The sequence below is a fragment of the Streptomyces sp. NPDC002055 genome (assembly GCF_040296705.1).
Taxonomy (GTDB): domain Bacteria; phylum Actinomycetota; class Actinomycetes; order Streptomycetales; family Streptomycetaceae; genus Streptomyces.
In genome coordinates, this window is the sequence record NZ_JBEOXS010000011.1 from 106,090 (window position 1) to 128,095 (window position 22,006).

Genomic DNA, 22,006 nt, shown 5'->3' on the forward strand with positions numbered 1-22,006 from the left:
GATTCCCGGGAAAAGCAGGGCCCCGGTGCCGTGTCGAGAACACGGCACCGGGGCCCGGATGCAGGACCGTCAGGGTGAGGCCGGCGGATACAGCCCGCGCGGCAGGTTCGCCGCCGCGGCCGCGTCGAGCAGCCACAGGGTGCGGCTCCGTCCGCGCGCCCCCGCGGCGGGAGCCTGTACCTCACCGGCGCCCGACAAGGCGATGGCCGCGGCCCTCGCCTTGTCCTCACCGGCGGCGAGCAGCCACACCTCACGCGCCGCGCGGATGGCGGGCAGCGTGAGCGAGATCCGGGTCGGCGGAGGCTTGGGCGCGCCCCGCACCCCGACGACCGTGCGCTCGGTCTCCCGGACGCCCGGCATCTCCGGGAAGAGCGACGCCACATGGGTGTCCGGGCCGACCCCCAGCAGCAGCACGTCGAACGACGGCACCGACGCGTGGTTCTCCGGCCGTGCCGCGCCCGCGAGTTCGGCCGCGTACGCCTCCGCCGCCACCTCCACGTGGTCGCCGTGCGGGCCGTCCGAGGCGGGCATCGAGTGCACCCGCTCCGGAGCCACCGGCACCGCGTCCAGCAGCGCCTCCCGGGCCTGGGTGTCGTTCCGGTCCGGGTGGCCCGCGGGCAGGAAGCGCTCGTCGCCCCACCACAGGTCCAGCCGCGACCAGTCCACCGCGTCCCGGGCCGGGGACGCGGCGAGCGCGGCCAGCAGGCCGTTGCCGTTGCGCCCGCCGGTGAGCACCACCGACGCCGAGCCGCGGGCGGCCTGGGCATCCACGATCCGGGTGAGCAGCCGGGCCGCCGCGGCCTGCGCCATCAGCTCCTTGTCCCGGTGGACGACGATCTGCGGAGCGTTCACTTGCCCGCCTTCCGCGCCGCGGCCCGCTTCGCCGGGGCGGCCGGCGCCTTCTGCTCCGCGTGCGCCCCGGTACCGTCGTCCGATCCGGGCCCGGCGGGAGCGGCACCGGTCTGACCGGCGGCGATGACACTCTTGCCCTGCTTGGTCGCCCCGAACTTGACGGTGGCCGCATAGCTCTCGTCCGGGTCGAGCCGGCGCAGCTCCTCGGCGATCAGCTCGCTGACCTCCCGCCGCTTCAGCGCCACATGCCGGTCCGGCTGACCGGGCATGGCCAGCTCGGCCAGCGAACCGTTGGCCCGGTCCAGGCAGATCGTGCCGTCGGCCGTCTCCAGGCGCACCGCGGTCAGCCCGGGCCCGTCGGAGATCTTGCGGTCCACCGGTACGCCGAGCCGGTCGGCGAGCCACAGCGCGAGCAGTTCACTGCTCGGGTTGTACGCCTCGCCCTCGACCACGGCGGACTTGATCGCCGAGTGCCGCTGGTCCAGCGCGGCCGCGAGCACGCTGCGCCAGCCGGTGATCCGGGTCCACGCCAGGTCGGTGTCGCCGGGGGCGTACGCCTTGGCGCGCTGCTCGAGCGTCGCGACCGGGTCCTCGGTGGCCGCGGCGTCGGTGACCCGGCGCGCCGCGAGCTGCCCGATCGGGTCCCCGCCCGGGTCCTCCGGACCGTCCTCCGGCCACCACACGACCACCGGGGCGTCCGGCAGCAGCAGCGGCAGGACCACGGAGTGGGCGTGGTTGGCGAGTTCACCGTGCAGCCGCAGCAGCACGGTCTCCCCGATGCCGGTCTCGCCGCCGACCCGGACCTCGGCGTCCAGCCGGGCCATCTTGCGGTCCCGGGGCGAGCGCCCCGGCCGCTTGATGACCACCAGGATCCGGGACGGGTGCTCCTTGGAGGCCGTGCTCGCCGCCCGCAGCGCGTCGTAGTGGTTGCCCTCGTCGGTGACGATCACCAGGGTGAGCACCATGCCGACGGCCGGGGTGCCGGTCGCCCGGCGGGCCGTGACCAGCGCGTTGTTGATCTGGCTGGACGTGGTGTCGGTGAGTTCGGTCCTCATGGCCGGCGCCAGCTCCGTCCGTCTCGTGCGAGCATCTCGTCCGCGGCCTTCGGTCCCCAGGTGCCCGAGGTGTACTGCTCGGGCTTGCCGTGCTTGTCCCAGTACGCCTCGATCGGGTCGAGGATGCGCCAGGACTCCTCCACCTCCTGGTGGCGGGGGAAGAGGTTGGCGTCGCCCAGCAGCACGTCGAGCAGCAGCCGCTCGTACGCCTCGGGGCTGGACTCGGTGAAGGACTCGCCGTACGCGAAGTCCATCGTCACGTCCCGGATCTCCATCTGGGTGCCGGGCACCTTCGACCCGAACCGGATGGTCACGCCCTCGTCCGGCTGCACCCGGATGACCAGGGCGTTCTGGCCCAGTTCCTGGGTGTCGGTGGTGTCGAACGGGGAGTGCGGGGCGCGCTGGAAGACCACCGCGATCTCGGTGACCCGCCGTCCGAGCCGCTTGCCCGTGCGCAGGTAGAAGGGGACGCCCGCCCAGCGGCGGTTGTCGATCTCCAGCTTGATCGCGGCGTAGGTGTCGGTGCGCGAGTCCGGCGGAATGCCGTCCTCCTCGAGGTAGCCGGGCACCTCCACACCGCCCTGCCAGCCGCGGGCGTACTGGCCGCGCACGGTGTGCTTGCCCAGCTCCCGGGGCAGCTTGACGCCGCGCAGGACCTTCAGCTTCTCGGTCACCAGCGCCTTGGCGTCGAAGGAGGACGGCTCCTCCATCGCGGTCAGCGCCAGCAGTTGCAGCAGGTGGTTCTGGATCACGTCACGGGCGGCGCCGATGCCGTCGTAGTAGCCGGCCCGGCCGCCGATCCCGATGTCCTCCGCCATCGTGATCTGCACATGGTCCACGTAGCTGCGGTTCCAGAGCGGCTCGAACATCGTGTTGGCGAAGCGCAGCGCCATGATGTTCTGGACCGTCTCCTTGCCCAGGTAGTGGTCGATCCGGAAGACGTCGGACGGCCGGAACACCTGGTGGACGATGTTGTTGAGCTCCTGCGCACTGTGCAGGTCGTGCCCGAACGGCTTCTCGATGACGGCGCGCCGCCACGAGTCACCCGCCCCCTCCGACAGCCCGTGCTTCTTCAGCTGCTCGACCACGGTGGGGAAGAACTTCGGCGGGACCGACAGGTAGAAGGCGAAGTTACCGCCGGTACCGCGTGCCTTGTCCAGGTCCTCTATGGTCGTCTTCAGCGTGGCGAACGCGTCGTCGTCGGAGAACTCGCCGGGTACGAAACGGAAGCCCTCGGCCAGCTGCTGCCAGACCTCCTCGCGGAACGGCGTCCGCGCGTGCTCCTTCACCGCGTCGTGCACGACCTGCGCGAAGTCCTCGTGCGCCCAGTCCCGGCGGGCGAACCCGACCAGCGAGAAGCCCGGCGGCAGGAGCCCCCGGTTGGCCAGGTCGTAGACGGCCGGCATCAGCTTCTTGCGGGACAGGTCGCCCGTGACGCCGAAGATGACCAGGCCCGACGGCCCCGCGATGCGCGGCAGCCGTCGGTCCCGAGGGTCACGCAGCGGATTGACGCTCCCTGCGGACGAAGAGGTCAACTCACGCCTCCGGAGGAGCGAGGCGCTTCAGCTCCGCCTCGGTGGACTTGAGCAGGTCGTTCCAGGACACCTCGAACTTGTCGACGCCCTCGTCCTCGAGGAGCTGCACGACCTCGTCGTACGAGATGCCGACGCCCGCCAGCGCGTCGAGGTCGGCGCGGGCCTGCTCGTAGCCGCCGCGCACCGTGTCGCCACGGATCTCGCCGTGCTCGGCGGACGCCTCGAGGGTGGCCTCCGGCATGGTGTTCACCGTGCCCGGGGCGACCAGCTCGTCGACGTACAGGGTGTCCTTGTACGCGGGGTCCTTGACGCCGGTGGAGGCCCAGAGCGGGCGCTGCCGGTTGGCGCCGGCCTTCTCCAGGGCCGCCCAGCGGTCCGAGCCGAAGACCTCCTCGTACGCCTGGTACGCGAGCCGGGCGTTGGCGAGGGCGGCCTTGCCGCGCAGCGCCTTGGCCTCGGGGGTGCCCAGGGCGTCCAGCCGCTTGTCGATCTCGGTGTCCACCCGGGACACGAAGAACGACGCCACCGACTCGATCTCCGACAGGTCCAGGCCGGCCGCCTTGGCCTTCTCCAGACCGGAGAGGTAGGCGTCCATGACCGCGCGGTAGCGCTCCAGCGAGAAGATCAGCGTGACGTTGACGCTGATGCCCTTGCCGATCACCTCGGTGATCGCCGGGAGCCCCGCCCGGGTGGCCGGGATCTTGATGAAGGTGTTCGGGCGGTCGACCAGCCAGGCGAGCTGCTTGGCCTCGGCGACCGTGGCCCGGGTGTTGTGCGCCAGGCGCGGGTCCACCTCGATGGAGACCCGGCCGTCCCGGCCGTCGGTCGCGTCGAAGACCGGGCGCAGCACGTCGGCGGCGTCCCGGACGTCCGCCGTCGTGATCATGCGGACGGCCTCCTCGACGGTCACCCGGCGGGCGGCGAGGTCGGCGAGCTGCTGCTCGTAGCCGTCGCCGCCGGAGATCGCCTTCTGGAAGATCGACGGGTTGGTGGTGACCCCCACCACGTGCTGCTGGTCGATCAGCTCGGCGAGGTTGCCGGACGTGATGCGCCGGCGGGACAGGTCGTCCAGCCAGATCGCCACGCCTTCGTCGGAGAGGCGCTTGAGTGCGTCTGCCATGAGAGTTGCATCTCCTACTAGTCGTCTAGGGGCGTCAGCGGCCGGCGGCGGCGAGAGATTCCCGCGCGGCGGTCTCGACGGCGTCGGCGGTGATGCCGAACTCGCGGAACAGCACCTTGTAGTCGGCGCTCGCACCGAAGTGCTCCAGCGACACGATCCGGCCGGCCTCGCCGACGTACCGGTGCCAGGTGAGGCCGATGCCGGCCTCCACCGCGACCCGGGCCGTCACGGACGGCGGGAGCACGCTCTCGCGGTACCCGCGGTCCTGCTCCTCGAACCACTCGACGGACGGCATCGAGACGACCCGGGTGGGAACCCCGGTGGCCTGGAGCCTCTCCCGTGCCTCGACCGCCAGCTGCACCTCGGAGCCGGTGCCGATCAGGATGACCTGCGGCTGCCCGCCCTCGGCCTCGAACAGGACGTAACCGCCCTTCGCGGCGTCCTCGTTGGCCTCGTACGTCGGCACGTTCTGCCGGGTGAGGGCCAGGCCGTGCGGGGCCGGCTTCGCGGTGTGCCGCCGCGTGATCTCGCGCCAGGCGATCGAGGTCTCGTTGGCGTCCGCGGGCCGGACCATGTTCAGGCCCGGGATGGCGCGCAGCGCGGCCAGGTGCTCGACCGGCTGGTGGGTCGGGCCGTCCTCGCCGAGGCCGATCGAGTCGTGCGTCCAGACGTAGGTGACCGGCAGCTGCATCAGCGCGGCCAGCCGCACCGCCGGGCGCATGTAGTCGGAGAACACCAGGAAGGTGCCGCCGTAGATGCGGGTGTTGCCGTGCAGCGCGATGCCGTTCATGGCCGAACCCATGGCGTGCTCGCGGATGCCGAAGTGGACCGTGCGGCCGTACGGGCTCGCCTCGGGCAGCGGGTTGTCCGCGGGCAGGAACGAGGACGACGCGTCGATCGTGGTGTTGTTCGACCCGGCGAGGTCGGCGGAGCCGCCCCACAGCTCGGGGAGCACGCCGCCCAGCGCCTTGAGGACCTCGCCCGAGGCCTTGCGGGTGGCGACGTCCTTGCCGGCCTCGAAGACCGGCAGCTTCTGCTCCCAGCCCTCGGGCAGCTCGCCCGCGGCGATGCGGTCGAAGTCGGCGGCGCGCTGCGCGTTGGCGGTGCGCCACTCCTGGAACCTCTTGTCCCAGGCGGCACGCGCCTCACGGCCGCGGTCCTGCGCCTGCCGGACGTGGGCGAAGACGGCGTCGTCGACCTGGAAGTCGCGCTCCGGGTCGAAGCCGAGCACCTCCTTGGTCGCGGCGACCTCCGCGGCGCCCAGCGCCGAGCCGTGCGAGGCCTCGGTGTTCTGCGCGTTCGGGGCTGGCCAGGCGATGATCGTGCGGGCCGCGATGATCGAGGGGCGCTCGGTCTCGGCCTGCGCCGCCTTGAGCGCCCGGTACAGCTCCTGGACGTCGAAGTCGCCGTTGGCGGCCTGCTCGATGCGCTGCACGTGCCAGCCGTACGCCTCGTAGCGCTGCAGCACGTCCTCGGAGAGGGCGGTCGCGGTGTCGCCCTCGATCGAGATGTGGTTGTCGTCGTAGAGCGCGACGATGTTGCCCAGCTTCTGGTGGCCCGCCAGCGAGCTCGCCTCCGCGGAGACGCCCTCCTCCAGGTCGCCGTCGGAGACGATCGTCCAGATGGTGTGGTCGAACGGCGAGGCCTGCGGGGCGGCGTCCGGGTCGAAGAGACCGCGCTCGTAGCGGGCGGCCATGGCCATGCCCACCGCGTTGGCGATGCCCTGGCCCAGCGGGCCGGTGGTGGTCTCGACACCGGTGGTGTGGCCGTACTCCGGGTGGCCCGGGGTGCGGCTGTCCCAGGTGCGGAACGCCTTCAGGTCGTCCAGCTCCAGGCCGTACCCGGCCATGAAGAGCTGGATGTAGAGCGTCAGGCTGGTGTGGCCGGGGGAGAGGACGAAGCGGTCGCGGCCCGTCCACTCGGCGTCCGCCGGGTCGTGCCGCATCAGCTTCTGGAAGAGCAGGTACGCGGCGGGAGCCAGGCTCATGGCCGTGCCCGGGTGGCCGTTACCGACCTTCTGCACGGCGTCCATGGCCAGGACGCGGACGGTATCGACGGCCCGCTGGTCCAGTTCGGTCCACTCGAGGTCTGTGGTGGTCGGCTTGGTGCTCACCCTGAGTCAGGGCTCCTCTCCACATGTCGAAGCCGGTGACGTTCTGCACCGGGCGTTGCCAAGCCTATCCTCGCGGGGACGCGCCGTATTTCGACTGGTCGTCGCCCGCGGACCGGCGGCCCGGCGCTACCGGATACGTGCCGAGCGGCTGCCCCGACTCAGCCGGGCGGTCACTGTTACAGACTGCCGGGCCGGGCTCCGCGTGCCCGTCGGGAGCGTGGCGCGCCGTGCCGGGCGGCGAACGGCCCGGTCGCGGGAGCCCGGAGCGGGCCCGGACGGCCCGGAGCGGACACGACCCACCCCCGGGACGGGCGACGTACCCCCTACGTCTAGAGTGGCGTGGTACGCGCAAGTCGTAACCGGCCTCACTGACCGGTGCTTGCTGGTCTGTGCCCCGCGGCCGGAGCCGCTGGAGCCGCTATACAGGGGTGTGCGTGACGGCCGTCGAATCCCGTCCTGCGGGCCACGTCCGAAGGACTGTGGGGGAGCGCGAGCAGAGCCCCGGCCACCGGCCGATCGGGGCCAGGGTCATGGGGTTCGTGGCTCTGACGAAGCCACGGATCATCGAACTGCTGCTGATCACCACCGTTCCGGTGATGTTCCTCGCCGAGCAGGGCGTGCCCGACCTGTGGCTGGTGCTCGCCACCTGCGTCGGCGGGTACCTCTCCGCCGGCGGTGCGAACGCCCTCAACATGTACATCGACCGGGACATCGACGCGCTGATGGACCGCACGTCGCAGCGTCCGCTGGTCACCGGCATGGTGTCACCGCGTGAGGGCCTGGTGTTCGGCCTGTCGCTCGCCGTGATCTCCACCGTGTGGTTCGGCGTCCTGGTCAACTGGCTGTCCGCGGCGCTGTCACTCGCCGCACTGCTGTTCTACGTCGTCGTCTACACGATGATCCTCAAGCGGCGGACCGCCCAGAACATCGTCTGGGGCGGCATCGCCGGCTGCATGCCGGTCTTCATCGGCTGGTCGGCCGTGACGAACTCGGTCTCCTGGGCCGCGGTCGTGCTCTTCCTCGTCATCTTCTTCTGGACGCCGCCGCACTACTGGCCGCTGTCGATGAAGGTGAAGGACGACTACGCGCGTGCGGGCGTGCCGATGCTGCCGGTGATCGCCGGCAACACGGCGGTCGCCCGCCAGATCGTGCTCTACAGCTGGGTCATGGTCGCCGTCTCGCTGACCCTGTGGCCGCTGGGGTACGTCGGCTGGTTCTACCCGCTGGTGGCGGTCGTGGCAGGCGGCTGGTGGCTCAAGGAGGCGCACGGCCTCCAGGCGCGCGCCAAGGCGGGCGTGACGGGCGCGAAGCTCAAGGAGATGCGCCTCTTCCACTGGTCCATCACCTATGTGTCCCTGCTGTTCGTGGCCATCGCCGTGGACCCGTTCCTGCGCTGAGGACGCTCCGCGCGCCCCTGCTCTCCGGCGCCCCGGCCCTGTCGTTGGCCGGGGCGCCGCAGTCTTTCCTGCCGTCTCCCCGGCGGGGCGCGCGCCTCACTCGGCCGGGTGATCCGGGCGCGTGGTCAAGGCCACCCGCACGGGACGTCGCCAGGTGATCTACCCGTCGGTAGCATCTAGTTCATGGCAGACACCAAGCAGGCCGACGACAGCACCCCCGACGCACGGGGGGAGCGCCGCGCGGCACGACTCGCGAAGCAGATCAAGGCCTTCGCCAAGAGCCACGGCGGAAGCGTCGAGGGCCAGCTCGCCTACATCGGTCAGAAGGGCACCCGCATCGTGCTCGTCGCCGAGGACGGCACCTGGGGCGACCTGGTGGCCCCCACCCACGCCGTCGCGCAGCAGGCGGCCGAGCGCGCGGGCATCACCCTGCACGAGTCCTTCGACGGCGACTTCGCGGCGAAGGTCCGCACCGGCCCGTACGAGTGGAGCCGGATGGCGGGCCTCCAGCTCGGCGGCCCCAGCAACGGCTGACCCCGGCCGACGGCTCGACGGCTCGACGGCCCGATGGCCCGGGTGACGGGCGCCTGGCGGCTCCTGTCGCGTACCCCATCGGGAGCGCGTCCCGCACCGGGAGCGCCCGCCGCGCTGGGACCGCGCGCCGCACCGGGAGCGTGCGCCTGTACCGGTACCGGCGTCGCGGCCTCGCGCCCGGCCGCCCGCGGCATGGGCCCGGAGAACGACCTGCCCCCTGTCACCTCGGCGGTGACAGGGGGGCAGCTGCGTACAGAGCGGGTGGTGCGGGCCGCGGGGAGTGGACCGCCCGCAAGGGGGCGGCCTGCCCGGACCGCGGGGCGGCCGGTTCAGACCCCGGCGGGGACCGCCGCGTCCTCGGTGGCCGGGCCCGGCACGCCGGCCTGCTCCTCGGTCCACGGCCGCTCCCGCAGCGCGAGCGGCACCCGCAGGACGGCGATCCACACCAGGCACGAGCCGAGCATGTGGATGCCGACGATCAGCTCGGGCAGATGCGTGAAGTACTGCACGAAGCCGACGCCGCCCTGGGCCAGCAGCACGACGAGCAGCTCGAGCGCCCGGCGGCGCACCGGGGCGGCGGCGTCCACCGCGCGCAGGGTGAACAGCAGCGCGACCGTCAGGCCCAGCAGCAGGAAGACCAGATCGACATGGAGCTGGGTGACCTGCTCCCAGTCCAGCGGGATGCGGTGCACCCGCTTCGCGTCGCCCGCGTGCGGCCCCGAGCCGGTGACGACCGTACCGACGACGATCAGCGCCGCCGTCACCCCGACGGTCAGCCAGGACAGGACGGTCACCGGCCGCGGCACCAGCGGACGGGCCGGTGCGTCGCCCTCACGCGCCCGCAGCCACATCACGACGGCGACCGTGAGCAGCGCGGAGGCGGCGAGGAAGTGGGAGGCCACGATGTACGGGTTGAGGCCGGTCAGCACGGTGACCCCGCCGATCACGCCGTTCGCCATCACCAGCCAGAACTGCGCCCAGCCCAGCCGGGTCAGGGAGCGCCGGCGGGGCGCCCGGGCCCGCGCCGCGATGATCGCGAAGCCGACGAAGGCGCAGAGCACATAGGTCAGCATCCGGTTGCCGAACTCGATGATGCCGTTGATGCCCATCTCATGGGTGGGCGTCAGGCTGTCCTTGGTGCAGGTCGGCCAGGTCGGGCAGCCCAGCCCGGACTGGGTCAGCCGCACGGCGCCGCCGGTGACGACGATGACGACGGCCATCACCACGGTGGCCAGCGCGGCCCGCTCCACCAGGCGCGCTGAGGGCTGCCAGCGGCGGGCGATCTGCTCGAGAGGATTCAACGAATTCGGCACGGACTCATCGTAGGCGGGGGCTTGTGCAAGATTTCACGAGGGTCCCGCCCCGGAGCCGCGGTACGGGATCCGGACAGCGGGTGGCGTCCGGCACCGGGCTCCCGGCCGCCCGACCGGAGGCACCCCTATGGCGGGAACCGGAGGCACTCCGTCCGGCGGGAAAGCGAGAGCGAGGCCGCGCCGGCGGGCGGGACTGCGGCGCCGCCGCGGCCCGCGGAACGGCCGACGACCAGGCGGCGCGGGCCGCTTCGGCGCGCAGCTCACTCCCAGCGGAAGAAGCGGGCCGCGGCGCCGAGCCCCAGCACGGCCCAGACCGCGAGGATCCCGAGATCGCCCCAGGGCACCCCGGCGCCGTGCTGGAGGACGTCCCGCAGGCCGTCCGAGAGCGCGGAGATCGGCAGCAGCTGGAGCACGCTCTGCGCCGCCTCCGGGAACTTGCTCAGCGGCACGATCACCCCGCCCGCGACGAGCAGCAGGATGAAGACGAGGTTCGCCGCCGCCAGGGTCGCCTCGGCCTTCAGCGTGCCCGCCATGAGCAGACCGAGGCCGGAGAAGGCCGCCGTTCCCAGCAGGAGCAGCAGCAGGACGGACACCGGACCGCCCTGCGGCGACCAGCCCAGCGCGAACGCGACAGCGGTCAGCAGCGCGATCTGCAGCGCCTCGGTGACCAGGACCGAACCGGTCTTCGCGGTCATCAGCGCCCAGCGCGGCAACGGAGACGCACCGAGCCGCTTCAGCACGCCGTAGCGGCGTTCGAAGCCCGTGGCGATGGCCTGCCCGGTGAAGGCGGTGGACATCACCGCGAGCGCCAGGACGCCCGGGGCCAGGAAGTCGACGCGCTCGCCGGACCCGGTGTCGACGATGTCGACCGCGCTGAACAGGGTGAGCAGCAGGGTCGGGATCACCACGGTCAGGAGCAGCTGCTCGCCGTTGCGCAGCAGCATCCGGGTCTCCAGCGCCGTCTGCGCGACGATCATCCGGCCGAGCGGCGCGGCGCCGGGCCGCGGGGTGAACGTGCCGGTGGCGGTCATACGCGCGGCTCCTTGCCGGTCGGCTCCAGGCTGTGTCCGCCCGGGGAGCAGCCCCCGGGCCTCCGGCAGGTGCCGGTGCGGCCGTGGTTCATACGCGCAGCTCCTTGCCGGTGAGCTCCAGGCTGTGTCCGCCCGGGGAGCAACCCCCGGACCCCCGGCAGGTGCCGGTGTGAGCGTGGTTCATACGCGCAGCTCCTTGCCGGTGAGCTCCAGGAAGACGTCCTCCAGGGTGTGGCGCTCGACCGAGATCCGGTCGGGCATCACGCCGTGCTGGGCGCACCAGGAGGTCACGGTGGCCAGCAGCTGCGGGTCGATCCTGCCGGTGACGCGGTACGTGCCGGGCGTCAGCTCGGCGGCGGCGGTGTCGGCCGGGAGGGCCTTGAGCAGCGCGGCGAGATCCAGCCCGGGCCGGCCGGTGAACCGGAGGGTGTTCTCGGCGCCGCCCCGGCACAGCTCCTCGGGGCTGCCCTGGGCGGCCACCCGGCCGCCGTCGATGATCGCGACGTCGTCCGAGAGCTGCTCGGCCTCGTCCATGAAGTGGGTGGTCAGGACCACCGTGACGCCGTCGGCCCGCAGCTCGCGGACCAGCTCCCAGGTGGCCCGCCGGGCCTGCGGGTCGAGACCGGCGGTCGGCTCGTCGAGGAAGACGAGCTCGGGCTGGCCGACGACGGCCATGGCGAGGGCGAGGCGCTGCTGCTGGCCGCCGGAGAGCCGCCGGTAGGCGGTGCGGCCGCAGCCGCCCAGCCCCAGGCGTTCGATCAGCGGGTCCACGGCGAGCGGGTGGGCGTGCAGCCGGGCGGTGTGGCGCAGCATCTCCTCCGCGCGGGCCCCCGGATAGACGCCGCCGGACTGGAGCATCACCCCGATACGGGGGCGCAGCGCCGCGGCGTCCGCGACCGGGTCGAGGCCGAGGACCCGCACGGTGCCCGCGTCGGGGCGGCGGTAGCCCTCGCAGCTCTCGACGGTGGTGGTCTTCCCGGCGCCGTTGGGGCCGAGGACCGCGGTGACGGTGCCGGGCCGGACGGTCAGGTCGAGGCCGTCCACCGCGGTCTTCGTCCCGTACCGCTTCACCAGCCCGCGGACCTCGACGGCGGGAACCTCCCCGGGTGCCTCGGCCGGCGTGGGCCGGGGAATTCGGCTGGGGGAGGGCTCGCTTCGCATGCCGGAGAGTCTACGAACCGCGGCCCGGGGCCCGACCGCCAGGTCCCGAAGTCGTCCGTACCCGACGATCCGCCCACCGATCCGCCCACCGGTCCGCCCACCGGGCCGTCCCCCGACCTGGTCACCGGCGCATTAGGTAACCCTAAGTGATCGAGCACACCTGGATGCGGCCGGATCGTGGGTTGTCGCCGCGCCGAGAATTACGCAACAATGACGTTGTGAAATACGCGAGTGAGGCTGCGAAGGCTGCGGCGGTCGAGGAGACCGCCGGGTCCGTCACGCCTGCTCACACCGCAACCTTCGAGGACGACGGCCAGCGCAGCACCCGCAACCGGGTCGCCCGGTCGATCCTCGACCACGGCCCGTCCACGGCGGCCGAGCTCGCTCAGCGGCTCCGGCTGACCCAGGCCGCGGTCCGCCGCCACCTCGACTCGCTGGTCGCCGACAATGTCGTCGAGCCCCGCGAGCAGCGGGTCTACGGCTCGCGCGGCCGCGGCCGCCCCGCCAAGGCCTTCGCCCTCACCGACTGCGGTCGGGACGCCTTCGACCAGGCGTACGACAGCCTCGCCGCCGATGCCCTGCGCTGGATCGCGCAGACGGCCGGCGGCGGAGAGCTGGGCGACGCCGCGGTCGCCGCGTTCGCCCGCGCCCGCCTCGCCGCCCAGGCCGTCGCCTACCGCGAAGCCGTGGAGGGTGCCGACCCCGAACACCGGACCGAGGCCCTGGCCAGGGCGTTGACCGCCGACGGGTACGCTGCTACGGCGCGCAGCGCACCGGTCGGCGAGCAGCTCTGCCAGCACCACTGCCCGGTCGCCCATGTCGCCGAGCAGTTCCCGCAGCTGTGCGAGGCGGAGACCGAGGTCTTCTCCCGCCTGCTCGGTACACATGTCCAGCGACTGGCCACGATCGCTCATGGCGACGGGGTGTGCACGACCTTCGTTCCGAAGAACCGCAGCACACCGCGCACCACGCATACGTCCACAGCATCTGCAAGCACGTCCGGGAGGAACCCCGCATGACGCTCCCCACGGAGACTGCCCACCCCGAGCTGGAGGGCCTGGGTAAGTACGAGTACGGCTGGGCCGATTCCGACGTCGCCGGCGCTTCCGCGAAGCGTGGTCTGTCGGAGGAGGTCGTCCGCGACATCTCCGCGAAGAAGTCCGAGCCGGACTGGATGCTGAAGCTGCGCCTCAAGGGCCTCAAGCTGTTCGGCAAGAAGCCCATGCCGACCTGGGGCTCCGACCTGTCGGGCATCGACTTCGACAACATCAAGTACTTCGTGCGCTCCACCGAGAAGCAGGCCGCTTCCTGGGAGGACCTGCCCGAGGACATCAAGAACACCTACGACAAGCTGGGCATCCCGGAGGCCGAGAAGCAGCGCCTCGTCGCCGGTGTCGCCGCCCAGTACGAGTCCGAGGTCGTCTACCACCAGATCCGCGAGGACCTGGAGGAGCAGGGCGTCATCTTCCTGGACACCGACACGGCGCTGAAGGAGCACCCGGAGCTCTTCAAGGAGTACTTCGGCACCGTCATCCCGGTCGGTGACAACAAGTTCGCCTCGCTGAACTCGGCGGTGTGGTCCGGCGGCTCCTTCATCTACGTGCCGAAGGGCGTGCACGTGGAGATCCCGCTCCAGGCCTACTTCCGGATCAACACCGAGAACATGGGCCAGTTCGAGCGGACGCTGATCATCGTCGACGAGGACGCCTACGTCCACTACGTCGAGGGCTGCACCGCGCCGATCTACCAGTCGGACTCGCTGCACTCCGCGGTCGTCGAGATCGTCGTGAAGAAGGGCGCCCGCTGCCGCTACACGACCATCCAGAACTGGTCGAACAACGTCTACAACCTGGTCACCAAGCGTGCCGTGGCGTACGAGGGCGCGACCATGGAGTGGGTCGACGGCAACATCGGCTCCAAGGTCACCATGAAGTACCCGGCCGTCTACCTGATGGGCGAGCACGCCAAGGGCGAGACCCTGTCCATCGCCTTCGCGGGCGAGGGCCAGCACCAGGACGCCGGCGCCAAGATGGTGCACATGGCGCCGCACACCTCCTCCAACATCGTCTCGAAGTCGGTGGCCCGGGCCGGCGGCCGGACCTCCTACCGCGGTCTGATCGAGATCGGCGAGGGCGCCGAGGGCTCCAAGTCCAACGTGCTCTGCGACGCCCTGCTCGTCGACACGGTCTCGCGCTCGGACACCTACCCGTACGTGGACGTCCGCGAGGACGACGTGTCCATGGGCCACGAGGCGACCGTGTCGAAGGTCAGTGACGACCAGCTCTTCTACCTGATGAGCCGCGGTCTGAGCGAGGTCGAGGCGATGGCGATGATCGTGCGCGGCTTCGTCGAGCCGATCGCGCGCGAGCTCCCCATGGAGTACGCGCTCGAGCTCAACCGGCTGATCGAGCTGCAGATGGAGGGCGCGGTCGGCTGACCTCCAGCCGTCCGTACCCGGGCCCCGCTGCGCGGGGCCGACCCGTGAAGCGTGAGCGGACCGAAGGACGCGCCGCTCCCGGGGCGAGGAGGACCGTGCGGGGCACGGACCGCCGAACCCCGGGATCCGGTGGGACCGACCGGAGGCGAGCGAACCCAATCAGGCAGAGAGAGAGCACGACGACAGCCATGGCTGAGGCTCAGAACATTCCGGCGGGTGCCACCACCACCGGGTCCATCGCGGTGGCCGCGGAGTCCACCGTCGCCACTCGGATGAGTGCGCCGCCGTCCTACGACGTGGCGGACTTCCCGGTCCCGCACGGCCGTGAGGAGGAGTGGCGGTTCACTCCCCTCGAGCGGCTCAAGGGCCTGCACGACGGCACCGCCGTGGCGAACGGCGGCGGCGTCAAGGTCGAGGTCAGCGCGCCCGACGGGGTGAGCGTCGAGACCGTCGGCCGGGACGACGCCCGGGTCGGCAAGGCCGGTGTCCCGGTGGACCGCGTCGCGGCCCAGGCCTACTCCTCCTTCGAGAAGGCCTCGGTCGTCTCGGTGCCCAAGGACGCCGTGCTGACCGAGCCGATCCGGATCGCCGTGCACGGCGAGGGCGGCACCGCCTTCGGCCACCAGGTGATCGAGCTCGGCGCCTTCGCCGAGGCGGTCGTCGTGATCGACCACACCGGCGACGCGGTGCTGGCCGCCAACGTCGACTTCCTCCTCGGGGACGGTGCCAAGCTCACCGTCGTCTCCGTGCAGGACTGGGACGACACCGCCGTCCACGCCGCGCAGCACAACGCGCTCGTGGGCCGGGACGCCTCCTTCAAGTCGATCGTGGTCTCCTTCGGCGGCGACCTGGTCCGCCTCCACCCGCGGGTCAACTACGCGGGTACCGGCGGCGAGGCCGAGCTGCTCGGCCTGTACTTCACCGACGACGGCCAGCACCACGAGCATCGGCTCTTCGTCGACCACAACACCCCGCACTGCCGCAGCAACGCCACCTACAAGGGCGCGCTGCAGGGCCAGGGCGCCCACGCGGTGTGGATCGGCGACGTCCTCATCCGGGCCGCCGCCGAGGGCACCGACACCTACGAGCTCAACCGCAACCTGGTGCTCACCGACGGTGCCCGCGTCGACTCGGTCCCCAACCTGGAGATCGAGACCGGCGAGATCGTCGGTGCCGGCCACGCCTCGGCGACCGGCCGCTTCGACGACGAGCAGCTCTTCTACCTGATGGCCCGCGGCATCCCGGCCGACGAGGCCCGCCGGCTGGTCGTCCGCGGCTTCTTCGCCGAGCTCGTCCAGCAGATCGGCCTGCCGGACGTCGAGGAGCGGCTGATCGCCAAGATCGACGCCGAGCTGGAAGCGTCCGTGGCATGAGCGACACCTTCGTACGCGCCTGCGCGCTGGGCGACCTCGAGGAGGACACGCCCAAGCGGGTGGAGCTCGGCGGGACCCCGGTCGCCGTCGTCCGCACCGAGGGCGAGGTGTTCGCGGTCAACGACATCTGCTCGCACGCCAACGTCTCGCTCTCCGAGGGCGAGGTGGAGGACTGCCAGATCGAGTGCTGGCTGCACGGGTCGAGCTTCGACCTGCGCACCGGCAAGCCGTCCGGTCTCCCCGCGACGCGCCCCGTGCCCGTATACCCCGTAAAGATCGAAGGGGACGACGTGCTCGTCTCCGTCACCCAGGAGTCCTGAGACACCCATGGCAACGCTTGAGATCCACGACCTGCACGTCTCCGTCGAGGCCGAGAACGGGCCCCGCGAGATCCTGCGCGGCGTCGACCTGACCGTGAAGCAGGGCGAGACCCACGCCATCATGGGCCCGAACGGCTCCGGCAAGTCCACCCTGGCCTACTCCCTCGCCGGCCACCCGAAGTACACGATCACCGGTGGCACCGTGACCCTGGACGGCGAGGACGTCCTGGAGATGTCCGTCGACGAGCGCGCCCGCGCCGGCGTCTTCCTCGCGATGCAGTACCCCGTCGAGGTGCCCGGCGTCTCCGTCTCCAACTTCCTCCGCACCTCCGCGACCGCGGTCCGGGGCGAGGCCCCCAAGCTGCGCACCTGGGTGAAGGAGGTCAAGGAGGCCATGGAGCGCCTCAACATCGACCCGTCCTTCGCCGAGCGGAACGTGAACGAGGGCTTCTCCGGCGGTGAGAAGAAGCGCCACGAGATCCTCCAGCTCGAGCTGCTCAAGCCGCGGATCGCGATCCTCGACGAGACCGACTCCGGCCTGGACGTCGACGCGCTGCGCATCGTCTCCGAGGGCGTCAACCGGGTCCGTGAGGGCGGCGAGGTCGGCACCATGCTGATCACCCACTACACGCGCATCCTGCGCTACATCAAGCCCGACCGCGTCCACGTCTTCGCGAACGGCCGGATCGCCGAGTCCGGCGGCCCGGAGCTCGCGGACAAGCTGGAGAACGAGGGCTACGAGGCCTATGTGAAGGCCGGCACGACGGGTGAGTGACGCTCCCCGTCAGGAGACTGACACGCCCCGTCCCCGCCGCACCGGCGGGGACGGGGACACCACCCGGGCGAAGGCTCCGGGGACGAACGGAGGGCAAGGGGCGTGACGACACTGCCGGGCCTCCTCGACACCGAGGCGATCCGCAAGGACTTTCCCATCCTGGACCGTACGGTCCACGACGGGAAGAAGATCGTGTACCTGGACAACGCGGCGACCTCGCAGAAGCCGCGGCAGGTGCTCGATGCCCTGAGCGGGTACTACGAGAGGTACAACGCCAACGTCCACCGCGGCGTGCATGTCCTCGCCGAGGAGGCCACGGCGCTGTACGAGGGCGCGCGCGACAAGGTCGCGGCGTTCATCAACGCGCCCAGCCGCGACGAGGTGATCTTCACCAAGAACGCCTCCGAGTCGCTCAACCTCGTGGCCAACATGCTGGGCTGGGCCGAGGAGCCCTACCGCGTGGACCGCGAGACCGAGATCGTCATCACGGAGATGGAGCACCACTCCAACATCGTGCCGTGGCAGCTGCTGGCGCAGCGCACCGGCGCGAAGCTGAAGTGGTTCGGCCTGACCGACGACGGCCGGCTCGACCTCTCCAACATCGACCAGATCATCACCGAGAAGACGAAGATCGTCTCGTTCGTGCTGGTCAGCAACATCCTGGGCACGCTCAACCCGGTCGAGGCCATCGTGCGCCGGGCGCAGGAGGTCGGCGCCCTGGTGCTGATCGACGCCTCGCAGGCCGCGCCGCACATGACGCTGGACGTGCAGGCGCTCCAGGCGGACTTCGTGGCCTTCACCGGCCACAAGATGTGCGGTCCGACCGGCATCGGCGTGCTGTGGGGCCGGCAGGAGCTCCTCGAGGACCTGCCGCCGTTCCTCGGCGGCGGCGAGATGATCGAGACCGTGTCGATGCACTCGTCGACCTACGCTCCCGCGCCCCACAAGTTCGAGGCCGGAACGCCCCCGATCGCGCAGGCCGTGGGCCTCGGCGCGGCCGTGGACTATCTGACCTCGATCGGCATGGACAACATCCAGGCCCATGAGCACGCGATCACCGAGTACGCGGTGAAGCGGCTCCAGGAGGTCCCCGACCTGCGGATCATCGGCCCGACCACGGCCGAGGACCGCGGAGCGGCGATCTCCTTCACACTCGGGGACATCCACCCCCACGACGTGGGGCAGGTGCTCGACGAGCAGGGCATCGCGGTCCGGGTGGGCCACCACTGCGCACGGCCGGTCTGCCTGCGGTACGGAATTCCCGCGACCACGCGAGCGTCGTTCTATCTGTACTCCACTCCCGCCGAGGTGGACGCCCTGGTCGAGGGCCTGGAGTACGTACGGAACTTTTTCGGTTGACCGGCAGAGCAGTGAGGACAGGCTGACTCGTGAAGCTTGATTCGATGTACCAGGAAGTGATCCTGGACCACTACAAGCACCCGCACGGGCGCGGGCTGCGCGACGGCGACGCCGAAGTGCATCACGTCAACCCCACATGCGGTGACGAGATCACGCTGCGCGTCCGGCTGAACGGCGGGACCGTCGAGGACGTCTCGTACGACGGCCAGGGCTGCTCGATCAGCCAGGCCAGTGCCTCGGTGCTGAACGAGCTGCTGGTGGGCAAGGACCTCGCCGAGGCGCAGCGCATTCAGGAAACGTTTCTGGAGCTGATGCAGTCCAAGGGCCGCATCGAGCCGGACGACGCGATGGAGGAGGTGCTGGAGGACGCGGTCGCGTTCGCCGGCGTCTCCAAGTACCCGGCCCGGGTCAAGTGTGCTCTGCTGAGCTGGATGGCCTGGAAGGACGCCACTGCCCAGGCACTGGGCGACGAGGCTGCGAGGAAGACGGCATGACCGAGAACGCCACCGAGAACGCGACCGAGACCCCCGAGGCCCCTGGGACCCCCGCGACCCCCGCGACCCCCGGGGCCGGTACGGCCACCGTCGACGAGGTCACCGAGGCCCTGATGGACGTGGTCGACCCCGAGCTGGGCATCGACGTCGTCAACCTGGGCCTGATCTACGGGGTCCACGTCGACGACGCCAACATCGCCACGATCGACATGACGCTGACGTCCGCGGCGTGTCCGCTGACCGACGTCATCGAGGACCAGGCGAAGTCCGTGACCGAGGGTCTGGTCAACGAGCTCCGGATCAACTGGGTCTGGATGCCGCCGTGGGGCCCGGACAAGATCACCGACGACGGGCGCGAGCAGCTGCGCGCGCTCGGCTTCAACGTCTGAGAGCGTGACCGGACGTCCCGGACCGCGCGTCCGGGACCGCCTGTCGTGCTGACACGGCCATGCCCGCCGGGAAGACTGGCGGGCATGGCCGTTTCGCTGTTCCAGATCGCCGTGGACGCGCATGACGTCCGGGGACTCGCCCGCTTCTGGTGCCAGGTGCTCGACTGGGCGGTGCTGTTCGACCACCCCGAGGAGGTCGTCATCGGCGCCGGACCGGACACCTGGCCCGGGATCGTCTTCCTGCCCGTGCCCGAGGGCAAGACGGTGAAGAACCGGCTGCACCTCGACCTCAGCCCGGACGACCAGGAGGCCGAGGTGGCGCGGCTGCTGGCGCTCGGTGCGCGGCGTGCCGACGTCGGCCAGGGCGCGGACGTGACCTGGGTGGTACTGGCGGACCCGGAGGGCAACGAGTTCTGCGTGCTGCGCCCCAAGGAGACCCTGCTCGACTGAGCCCCGTGCCCGCCGGGGCCGGAGGACGGTCGTCCGGCGACCCGGTCCGCGGGCAGGCGCCGGAGGGCCGTGCCCGTCGGGGCCCGGAGGGGGGCTGTCGGCCGGGCGGGTCCGCGGCCCGCGCCGGAGGGCCGCTTCCGGCAGGGGCCCGCCCGACGGCCCGTTCCCGCCCGCGGCCGGTCTCCGGCGGGGTGACGGCGCCGCTGTGCAGGAGGTCTGCGCACTGAGACCGGTTAGCGTCCGGGGGCCCGGGCCGGTTAGCGTTCGACCATGACCGATGCTGCTACCGCTTCCCGTTCCACCGGCGCCGTCGCCGCCGGCCTCGCCACTGTCACCGCCGACGGCACCGTGCTCGACACCTGGTTCCCCGCTCCCGAGCTCGTCGCCGAGCCCGGCCCGGCGGGCACCGAGCGGCTGAGCGCCGAGCGCGCCGCCGAGCTGCTCGGCGAGAAGGCACCGGCCGCGCTCGGCCCGGACCACCGCCGCGGGGTCGAGATCGTCGCCGTCCGCACGGTCATCGCCTCCCTGGACGACAAGCCGCTCGACGCGCACGACGCGTACCTCCGGCTCCACCTGCTCAGCCACCGTCTGGTGCGTCCGCACGGGCAGAGCCTGGACGGCATCTTCGGGCTGCTCGCCAACGTCGCCTGGACGAGCCTCGGCCCCGTGGCCGTCGACCGGCTGGAGACCGTGCGGCTCGCCGCCCGCGCCGAGGGCCTGCACCTCGCGGTGACCAGCGTCGACAAGTTCCCGCGGATGACCGACTACGTCGCTCCGTCCGGGGTGCGCATCGCGGACGCCGACCGGGTCCGGCTCGGCGCCCACCTGGCCGCCGGCACCACGGTCATGCACGAGGGCTTCGTCAACTTCAACGCCGGCACCCTGGGCACCTCCATGGTCGAGGGCCGGATCAGCGCCGGTGTCGTGGTGGGCGACGGCTCCGACATCGGCGGTGGCGCGTCGATCATGGGCACCCTGTCGGGCGGCGGCAAGCAGATCGTCTCGATCGGTGAGCGCTGCCTGCTCGGCGCCGAGGCCGGCATCGGCATCGCCCTCGGCGACGACTGCATCGTGGAGGCCGGCCTGTACGTGACCGCCGGTACCCGGGTCACCCTGCCGGACGGCACCGTGGTCAAGGCGCTGGAGCTCTCCGGCGCCAACAACCTGCTGTTCCGGCGGAACTCCACCACCGGGCGGGTCGAGGTGCTCCAGCGCAGCGGCTCCTGGGGCGGCCTCAACGAGGCGCTGCACAGCCACAACTGATCACCCGCCCCCGCCGGTGTGCGCCGGCCGGCTCCGCGAGGTCAGCTCCGGATCTCGACGGAACCCGGCCTCGGCACCGCGACGGGGGCTGCGCGGCGCAGCCGCGCGAGGGCGTCCAGCAGCCCGTCGGTCCGCTCCGGACCGGCGGGCTGCAGTGGTCCGCGCACCGGTCCGCCCGGCAGCCCCAGGGCGTTGAGCAGCGCCTTCGCCGTGACGGCGCCGGGGAGGCCGCCGGCCATCATGAGCTCGGTCAGCGGGACCAGCCGCCGGTGCAGGCGCGCGGCCTCGGCGGTGTCGCCGCGGTCATGGGCGTCGAGCACCGCCCGGATCTCCGGCCCGGCGACGTTCGCCACGGTGCTGACGACCCCGGCCGCGCCGATGGCGTAGAGCGGCAGGTTCATCTCGTCGCAGCCGGAGTGGACGGCGAGCCCGGTGTCGCTGAGGACCTTCGAGATGCCCAGGACGTCGTAGGCGCAGTCCTTCACCCCGGCGATGCGCGGATGCCCGGCCAGCCGGATCATGGTCGCCGGTTCGATCCGGGTGGCGGTGCGGCCCGGGATGTCGTAGAGCATCACCGGGAGCTCCACCGCGTCCGCGACGCCGCGGAAGTGCGCCTCGACCGCTTCCTGCGGCGGGCGGCTGTAGTACGGCGTGACCACCAACAGCCCATGGGCGCCTGCCCGTTGGGCGGCCCGGGCCAGCCCGATGGTGTGCCGGGTGTCGCTGCTCCCCACCCCGGCCGTGATCCGTGCCCGGTCCCCGACGGCCTCGGCCACGGCCTCGACCAGGCGGGTCTTCTCGGCGTCGGTGGTGGTGGGCGACTCGCCCGTGGTGCCGTTCAGCACCAGACCGTCGCAGCCTCCGCGGTCCACCAGATGGGTGGCGAGCCGCTGGGCGCCGTCGAGGTCGAGCGAACCGTCGTCGGTGAACGGGGTGACCATGGCGCACAGGGTGCGGCCGAAGGGGCGGACTGCGGACATGGAGTGACCTTCCGGAGAGGAGGGGCGGGACTCTGCCGAGTCTCGCCCCTCCCGT

21 protein-coding genes are annotated in these 22,006 nt (G+C 71.7%); 12 read left to right on the top strand and 9 right to left on the bottom strand.

What is annotated here, in order from left to right; translation table 11 throughout:
• Positions 1–69: 69 nt before the first annotated feature.
• From pgl to tkt, 5 genes are read right to left on the bottom strand one after another with little or no spacing between them, the layout of a single operon-like run.
• Positions 70–852, bottom strand: a complete 783-nt coding sequence (pgl, locus tag ABT112_RS09205; RefSeq protein ID WP_351507270.1) for a 6-phosphogluconolactonase — start codon at positions 850–852, stop codon at positions 70–72.
• Positions 849–1,907, bottom strand: a complete 1,059-nt coding sequence (gene opcA / locus ABT112_RS09210) for a glucose-6-phosphate dehydrogenase assembly protein OpcA (protein ID WP_351507272.1) — start codon at positions 1,905–1,907, stop codon at positions 849–851. Before opcA ends, pgl begins: the two co-directional genes overlap by 4 nt.
• Positions 1,904–3,442: a glucose-6-phosphate dehydrogenase gene (gene zwf / locus ABT112_RS09215; protein ID WP_351507274.1), complete on the bottom strand. Its 1,539-nt coding sequence runs from the start codon at positions 3,440–3,442 to the stop codon at positions 1,904–1,906. The genes opcA and zwf overlap by 4 nt, the downstream gene beginning before the upstream one ends.
• A 1-nt stretch (position 3,443) precedes the next feature.
• Positions 3,444–4,562: a transaldolase gene (gene tal / locus ABT112_RS09220; RefSeq protein WP_351507276.1), complete on the bottom strand. Its 1,119-nt coding sequence runs from the start codon at positions 4,560–4,562 to the stop codon at positions 3,444–3,446.
• A gap of 34 nt (positions 4,563–4,596) precedes the next feature.
• On the bottom strand, positions 4,597–6,675 hold the full coding sequence (gene tkt, locus ABT112_RS09225) for a transketolase (protein ID WP_351507278.1): 2,079 nt from the start codon (positions 6,673–6,675) through the stop codon (positions 4,597–4,599).
• Between the two features lie 434 nt (positions 6,676–7,109).
• On the opposite strand from tkt, the gene ABT112_RS09230 reads away from it, so the two are divergent.
• Together ABT112_RS09230 and ABT112_RS09235 are read left to right on the top strand one after the other, a co-directional pair.
• Entirely contained in the window at positions 7,110–8,072 is a 963-nt protein-coding gene (locus ABT112_RS09230; RefSeq protein WP_351507280.1) for a heme o synthase, read from the top strand.
• A 183-nt stretch (positions 8,073–8,255) separates the two neighbouring features.
• Positions 8,256–8,606, top strand: a complete 351-nt coding sequence (locus tag ABT112_RS09235; RefSeq protein WP_351507282.1) for a hypothetical protein — start codon at positions 8,256–8,258, stop codon at positions 8,604–8,606.
• 329 nt (positions 8,607–8,935) lie between these two features.
• Here the strand turns inward: ABT112_RS09235 and ABT112_RS09240 are convergent, their stop codons facing one another.
• The 3 genes from ABT112_RS09240 to ABT112_RS09250 form a co-directional block, all read right to left on the bottom strand.
• A complete protein-coding gene (locus tag ABT112_RS09240) occupies positions 8,936–9,919 on the bottom strand; it encodes a COX15/CtaA family protein (protein ID WP_351507284.1) in 984 nt (327 codons plus the stop codon).
• Positions 9,920–10,179: 260 nt separating this feature from the next.
• Positions 10,180–10,950 (bottom strand): ABC transporter permease, encoded by a 771-nt coding sequence (locus tag ABT112_RS09245; protein WP_351507286.1) that lies wholly within the window; start codon positions 10,948–10,950, stop codon positions 10,180–10,182.
• 180 nt (positions 10,951–11,130) lie between these two features.
• On the bottom strand, positions 11,131–12,111 hold the full coding sequence (locus ABT112_RS09250; RefSeq protein ID WP_351507288.1) for an ABC transporter ATP-binding protein: 981 nt from the start codon (positions 12,109–12,111) through the stop codon (positions 11,131–11,133).
• Between the two features lie 218 nt (positions 12,112–12,329).
• On the opposite strand from ABT112_RS09250, the gene ABT112_RS09255 reads away from it, so the two are divergent.
• The 10 genes from ABT112_RS09255 to dapD all read left to right on the top strand — a co-directional run bounded on the left by ABT112_RS09255 (position 12,330) and on the right by dapD (position 20,971).
• Entirely contained in the window at positions 12,330–13,130 is an 801-nt protein-coding gene (locus ABT112_RS09255) for a helix-turn-helix transcriptional regulator (RefSeq protein ID WP_351507290.1), read from the top strand.
• Positions 13,127–14,548: a Fe-S cluster assembly protein SufB gene (sufB, locus tag ABT112_RS09260; protein ID WP_351507292.1), complete on the top strand. Its 1,422-nt coding sequence runs from the start codon at positions 13,127–13,129 to the stop codon at positions 14,546–14,548. The genes ABT112_RS09255 and sufB overlap by 4 nt, the downstream gene beginning before the upstream one ends.
• A gap of 188 nt (positions 14,549–14,736) precedes the next feature.
• Positions 14,737–15,921, top strand: a complete 1,185-nt coding sequence (sufD, locus tag ABT112_RS09265) for a Fe-S cluster assembly protein SufD (RefSeq protein WP_351507294.1) — start codon at positions 14,737–14,739, stop codon at positions 15,919–15,921.
• Complete coding sequence (locus ABT112_RS09270) at positions 15,918–16,241, top strand: non-heme iron oxygenase ferredoxin subunit (protein WP_351507295.1); 324 nt, start codon at positions 15,918–15,920, stop codon at positions 16,239–16,241. Before sufD ends, ABT112_RS09270 begins: the two co-directional genes overlap by 4 nt.
• 7 nt (positions 16,242–16,248) lie before the next feature.
• Entirely contained in the window at positions 16,249–17,016 is a 768-nt protein-coding gene (gene sufC / locus ABT112_RS09275) for a Fe-S cluster assembly ATPase SufC (RefSeq protein ID WP_351507297.1), read from the top strand.
• Positions 17,017–17,118: 102 nt separating this feature from the next.
• Positions 17,119–18,375 (top strand): cysteine desulfurase, encoded by a 1,257-nt coding sequence (locus tag ABT112_RS09280; RefSeq protein WP_351507299.1) that lies wholly within the window; start codon positions 17,119–17,121, stop codon positions 18,373–18,375.
• A gap of 29 nt (positions 18,376–18,404) precedes the next feature.
• Positions 18,405–18,869, top strand: coding sequence for a Fe-S cluster assembly sulfur transfer protein SufU (gene sufU / locus ABT112_RS09285; protein WP_351507301.1), 465 nt, complete (start codon positions 18,405–18,407; stop codon positions 18,867–18,869).
• Complete coding sequence (locus tag ABT112_RS09290; protein WP_351507303.1) at positions 18,866–19,258, top strand: metal-sulfur cluster assembly factor; 393 nt, start codon at positions 18,866–18,868, stop codon at positions 19,256–19,258. The genes sufU and ABT112_RS09290 overlap by 4 nt, the downstream gene beginning before the upstream one ends.
• An 84-nt stretch (positions 19,259–19,342) precedes the next feature.
• On the top strand, positions 19,343–19,708 hold the full coding sequence (locus tag ABT112_RS09295) for a VOC family protein (RefSeq protein WP_351507304.1): 366 nt from the start codon (positions 19,343–19,345) through the stop codon (positions 19,706–19,708).
• A 270-nt stretch (positions 19,709–19,978) separates the two neighbouring features.
• Positions 19,979–20,971, top strand: coding sequence for a 2,3,4,5-tetrahydropyridine-2,6-dicarboxylate N-succinyltransferase (gene dapD / locus ABT112_RS09300; RefSeq protein WP_351507306.1), 993 nt, complete (start codon positions 19,979–19,981; stop codon positions 20,969–20,971).
• Positions 20,972–21,012: 41 nt separating this feature from the next.
• On the opposite strand, the gene dapA is transcribed toward dapD, so the two are convergent.
• Positions 21,013–21,951, bottom strand: a complete 939-nt coding sequence (gene dapA / locus ABT112_RS09305; protein WP_351507309.1) for a 4-hydroxy-tetrahydrodipicolinate synthase — start codon at positions 21,949–21,951, stop codon at positions 21,013–21,015.
• Between the last annotated feature and the right edge of the window lie 55 nt (positions 21,952–22,006).

Excerpts from the sequence above, each read along its gene's own strand:
- tal (WP_351507276.1), bottom strand. The coding sequence starts at position 4,562 with ATGGCAGACGCACTCAAGCGCCTCTCCGACGAAGGCGTGGCGATCTGG.
- dapD (WP_351507306.1), top strand. The coding sequence starts at position 19,979 with ATGACCGATGCTGCTACCGCTTCCCGTTCCACCGGCGCCGTCGCCGCC.
- sufB (WP_351507292.1), top strand. The coding sequence starts at position 13,127 with ATGACGCTCCCCACGGAGACTGCCCACCCCGAGCTGGAGGGCCTGGGT.
- ABT112_RS09235 (WP_351507282.1), top strand. The coding sequence starts at position 8,256 with ATGGCAGACACCAAGCAGGCCGACGACAGCACCCCCGACGCACGGGGG.
- opcA (WP_351507272.1), bottom strand. The coding sequence starts at position 1,907 with ATGAGGACCGAACTCACCGACACCACGTCCAGCCAGATCAACAACGCG.
- sufD (WP_351507294.1), top strand. The coding sequence starts at position 14,737 with ATGGCTGAGGCTCAGAACATTCCGGCGGGTGCCACCACCACCGGGTCC.
- ABT112_RS09250 (WP_351507288.1), bottom strand. The coding sequence starts at position 12,111 with ATGCGAAGCGAGCCCTCCCCCAGCCGAATTCCCCGGCCCACGCCGGCC.
- ABT112_RS09245 (WP_351507286.1), bottom strand. The coding sequence starts at position 10,950 with ATGACCGCCACCGGCACGTTCACCCCGCGGCCCGGCGCCGCGCCGCTC.
- dapA (WP_351507309.1), bottom strand. The coding sequence starts at position 21,951 with ATGTCCGCAGTCCGCCCCTTCGGCCGCACCCTGTGCGCCATGGTCACC.
- ABT112_RS09295 (WP_351507304.1), top strand. The coding sequence starts at position 19,343 with ATGGCCGTTTCGCTGTTCCAGATCGCCGTGGACGCGCATGACGTCCGG.
- ABT112_RS09270 (WP_351507295.1), top strand. The coding sequence starts at position 15,918 with ATGAGCGACACCTTCGTACGCGCCTGCGCGCTGGGCGACCTCGAGGAG.
- sufC (WP_351507297.1), top strand. The coding sequence starts at position 16,249 with ATGGCAACGCTTGAGATCCACGACCTGCACGTCTCCGTCGAGGCCGAG.
- ABT112_RS09290 (WP_351507303.1), top strand. The coding sequence starts at position 18,866 with ATGACCGAGAACGCCACCGAGAACGCGACCGAGACCCCCGAGGCCCCT.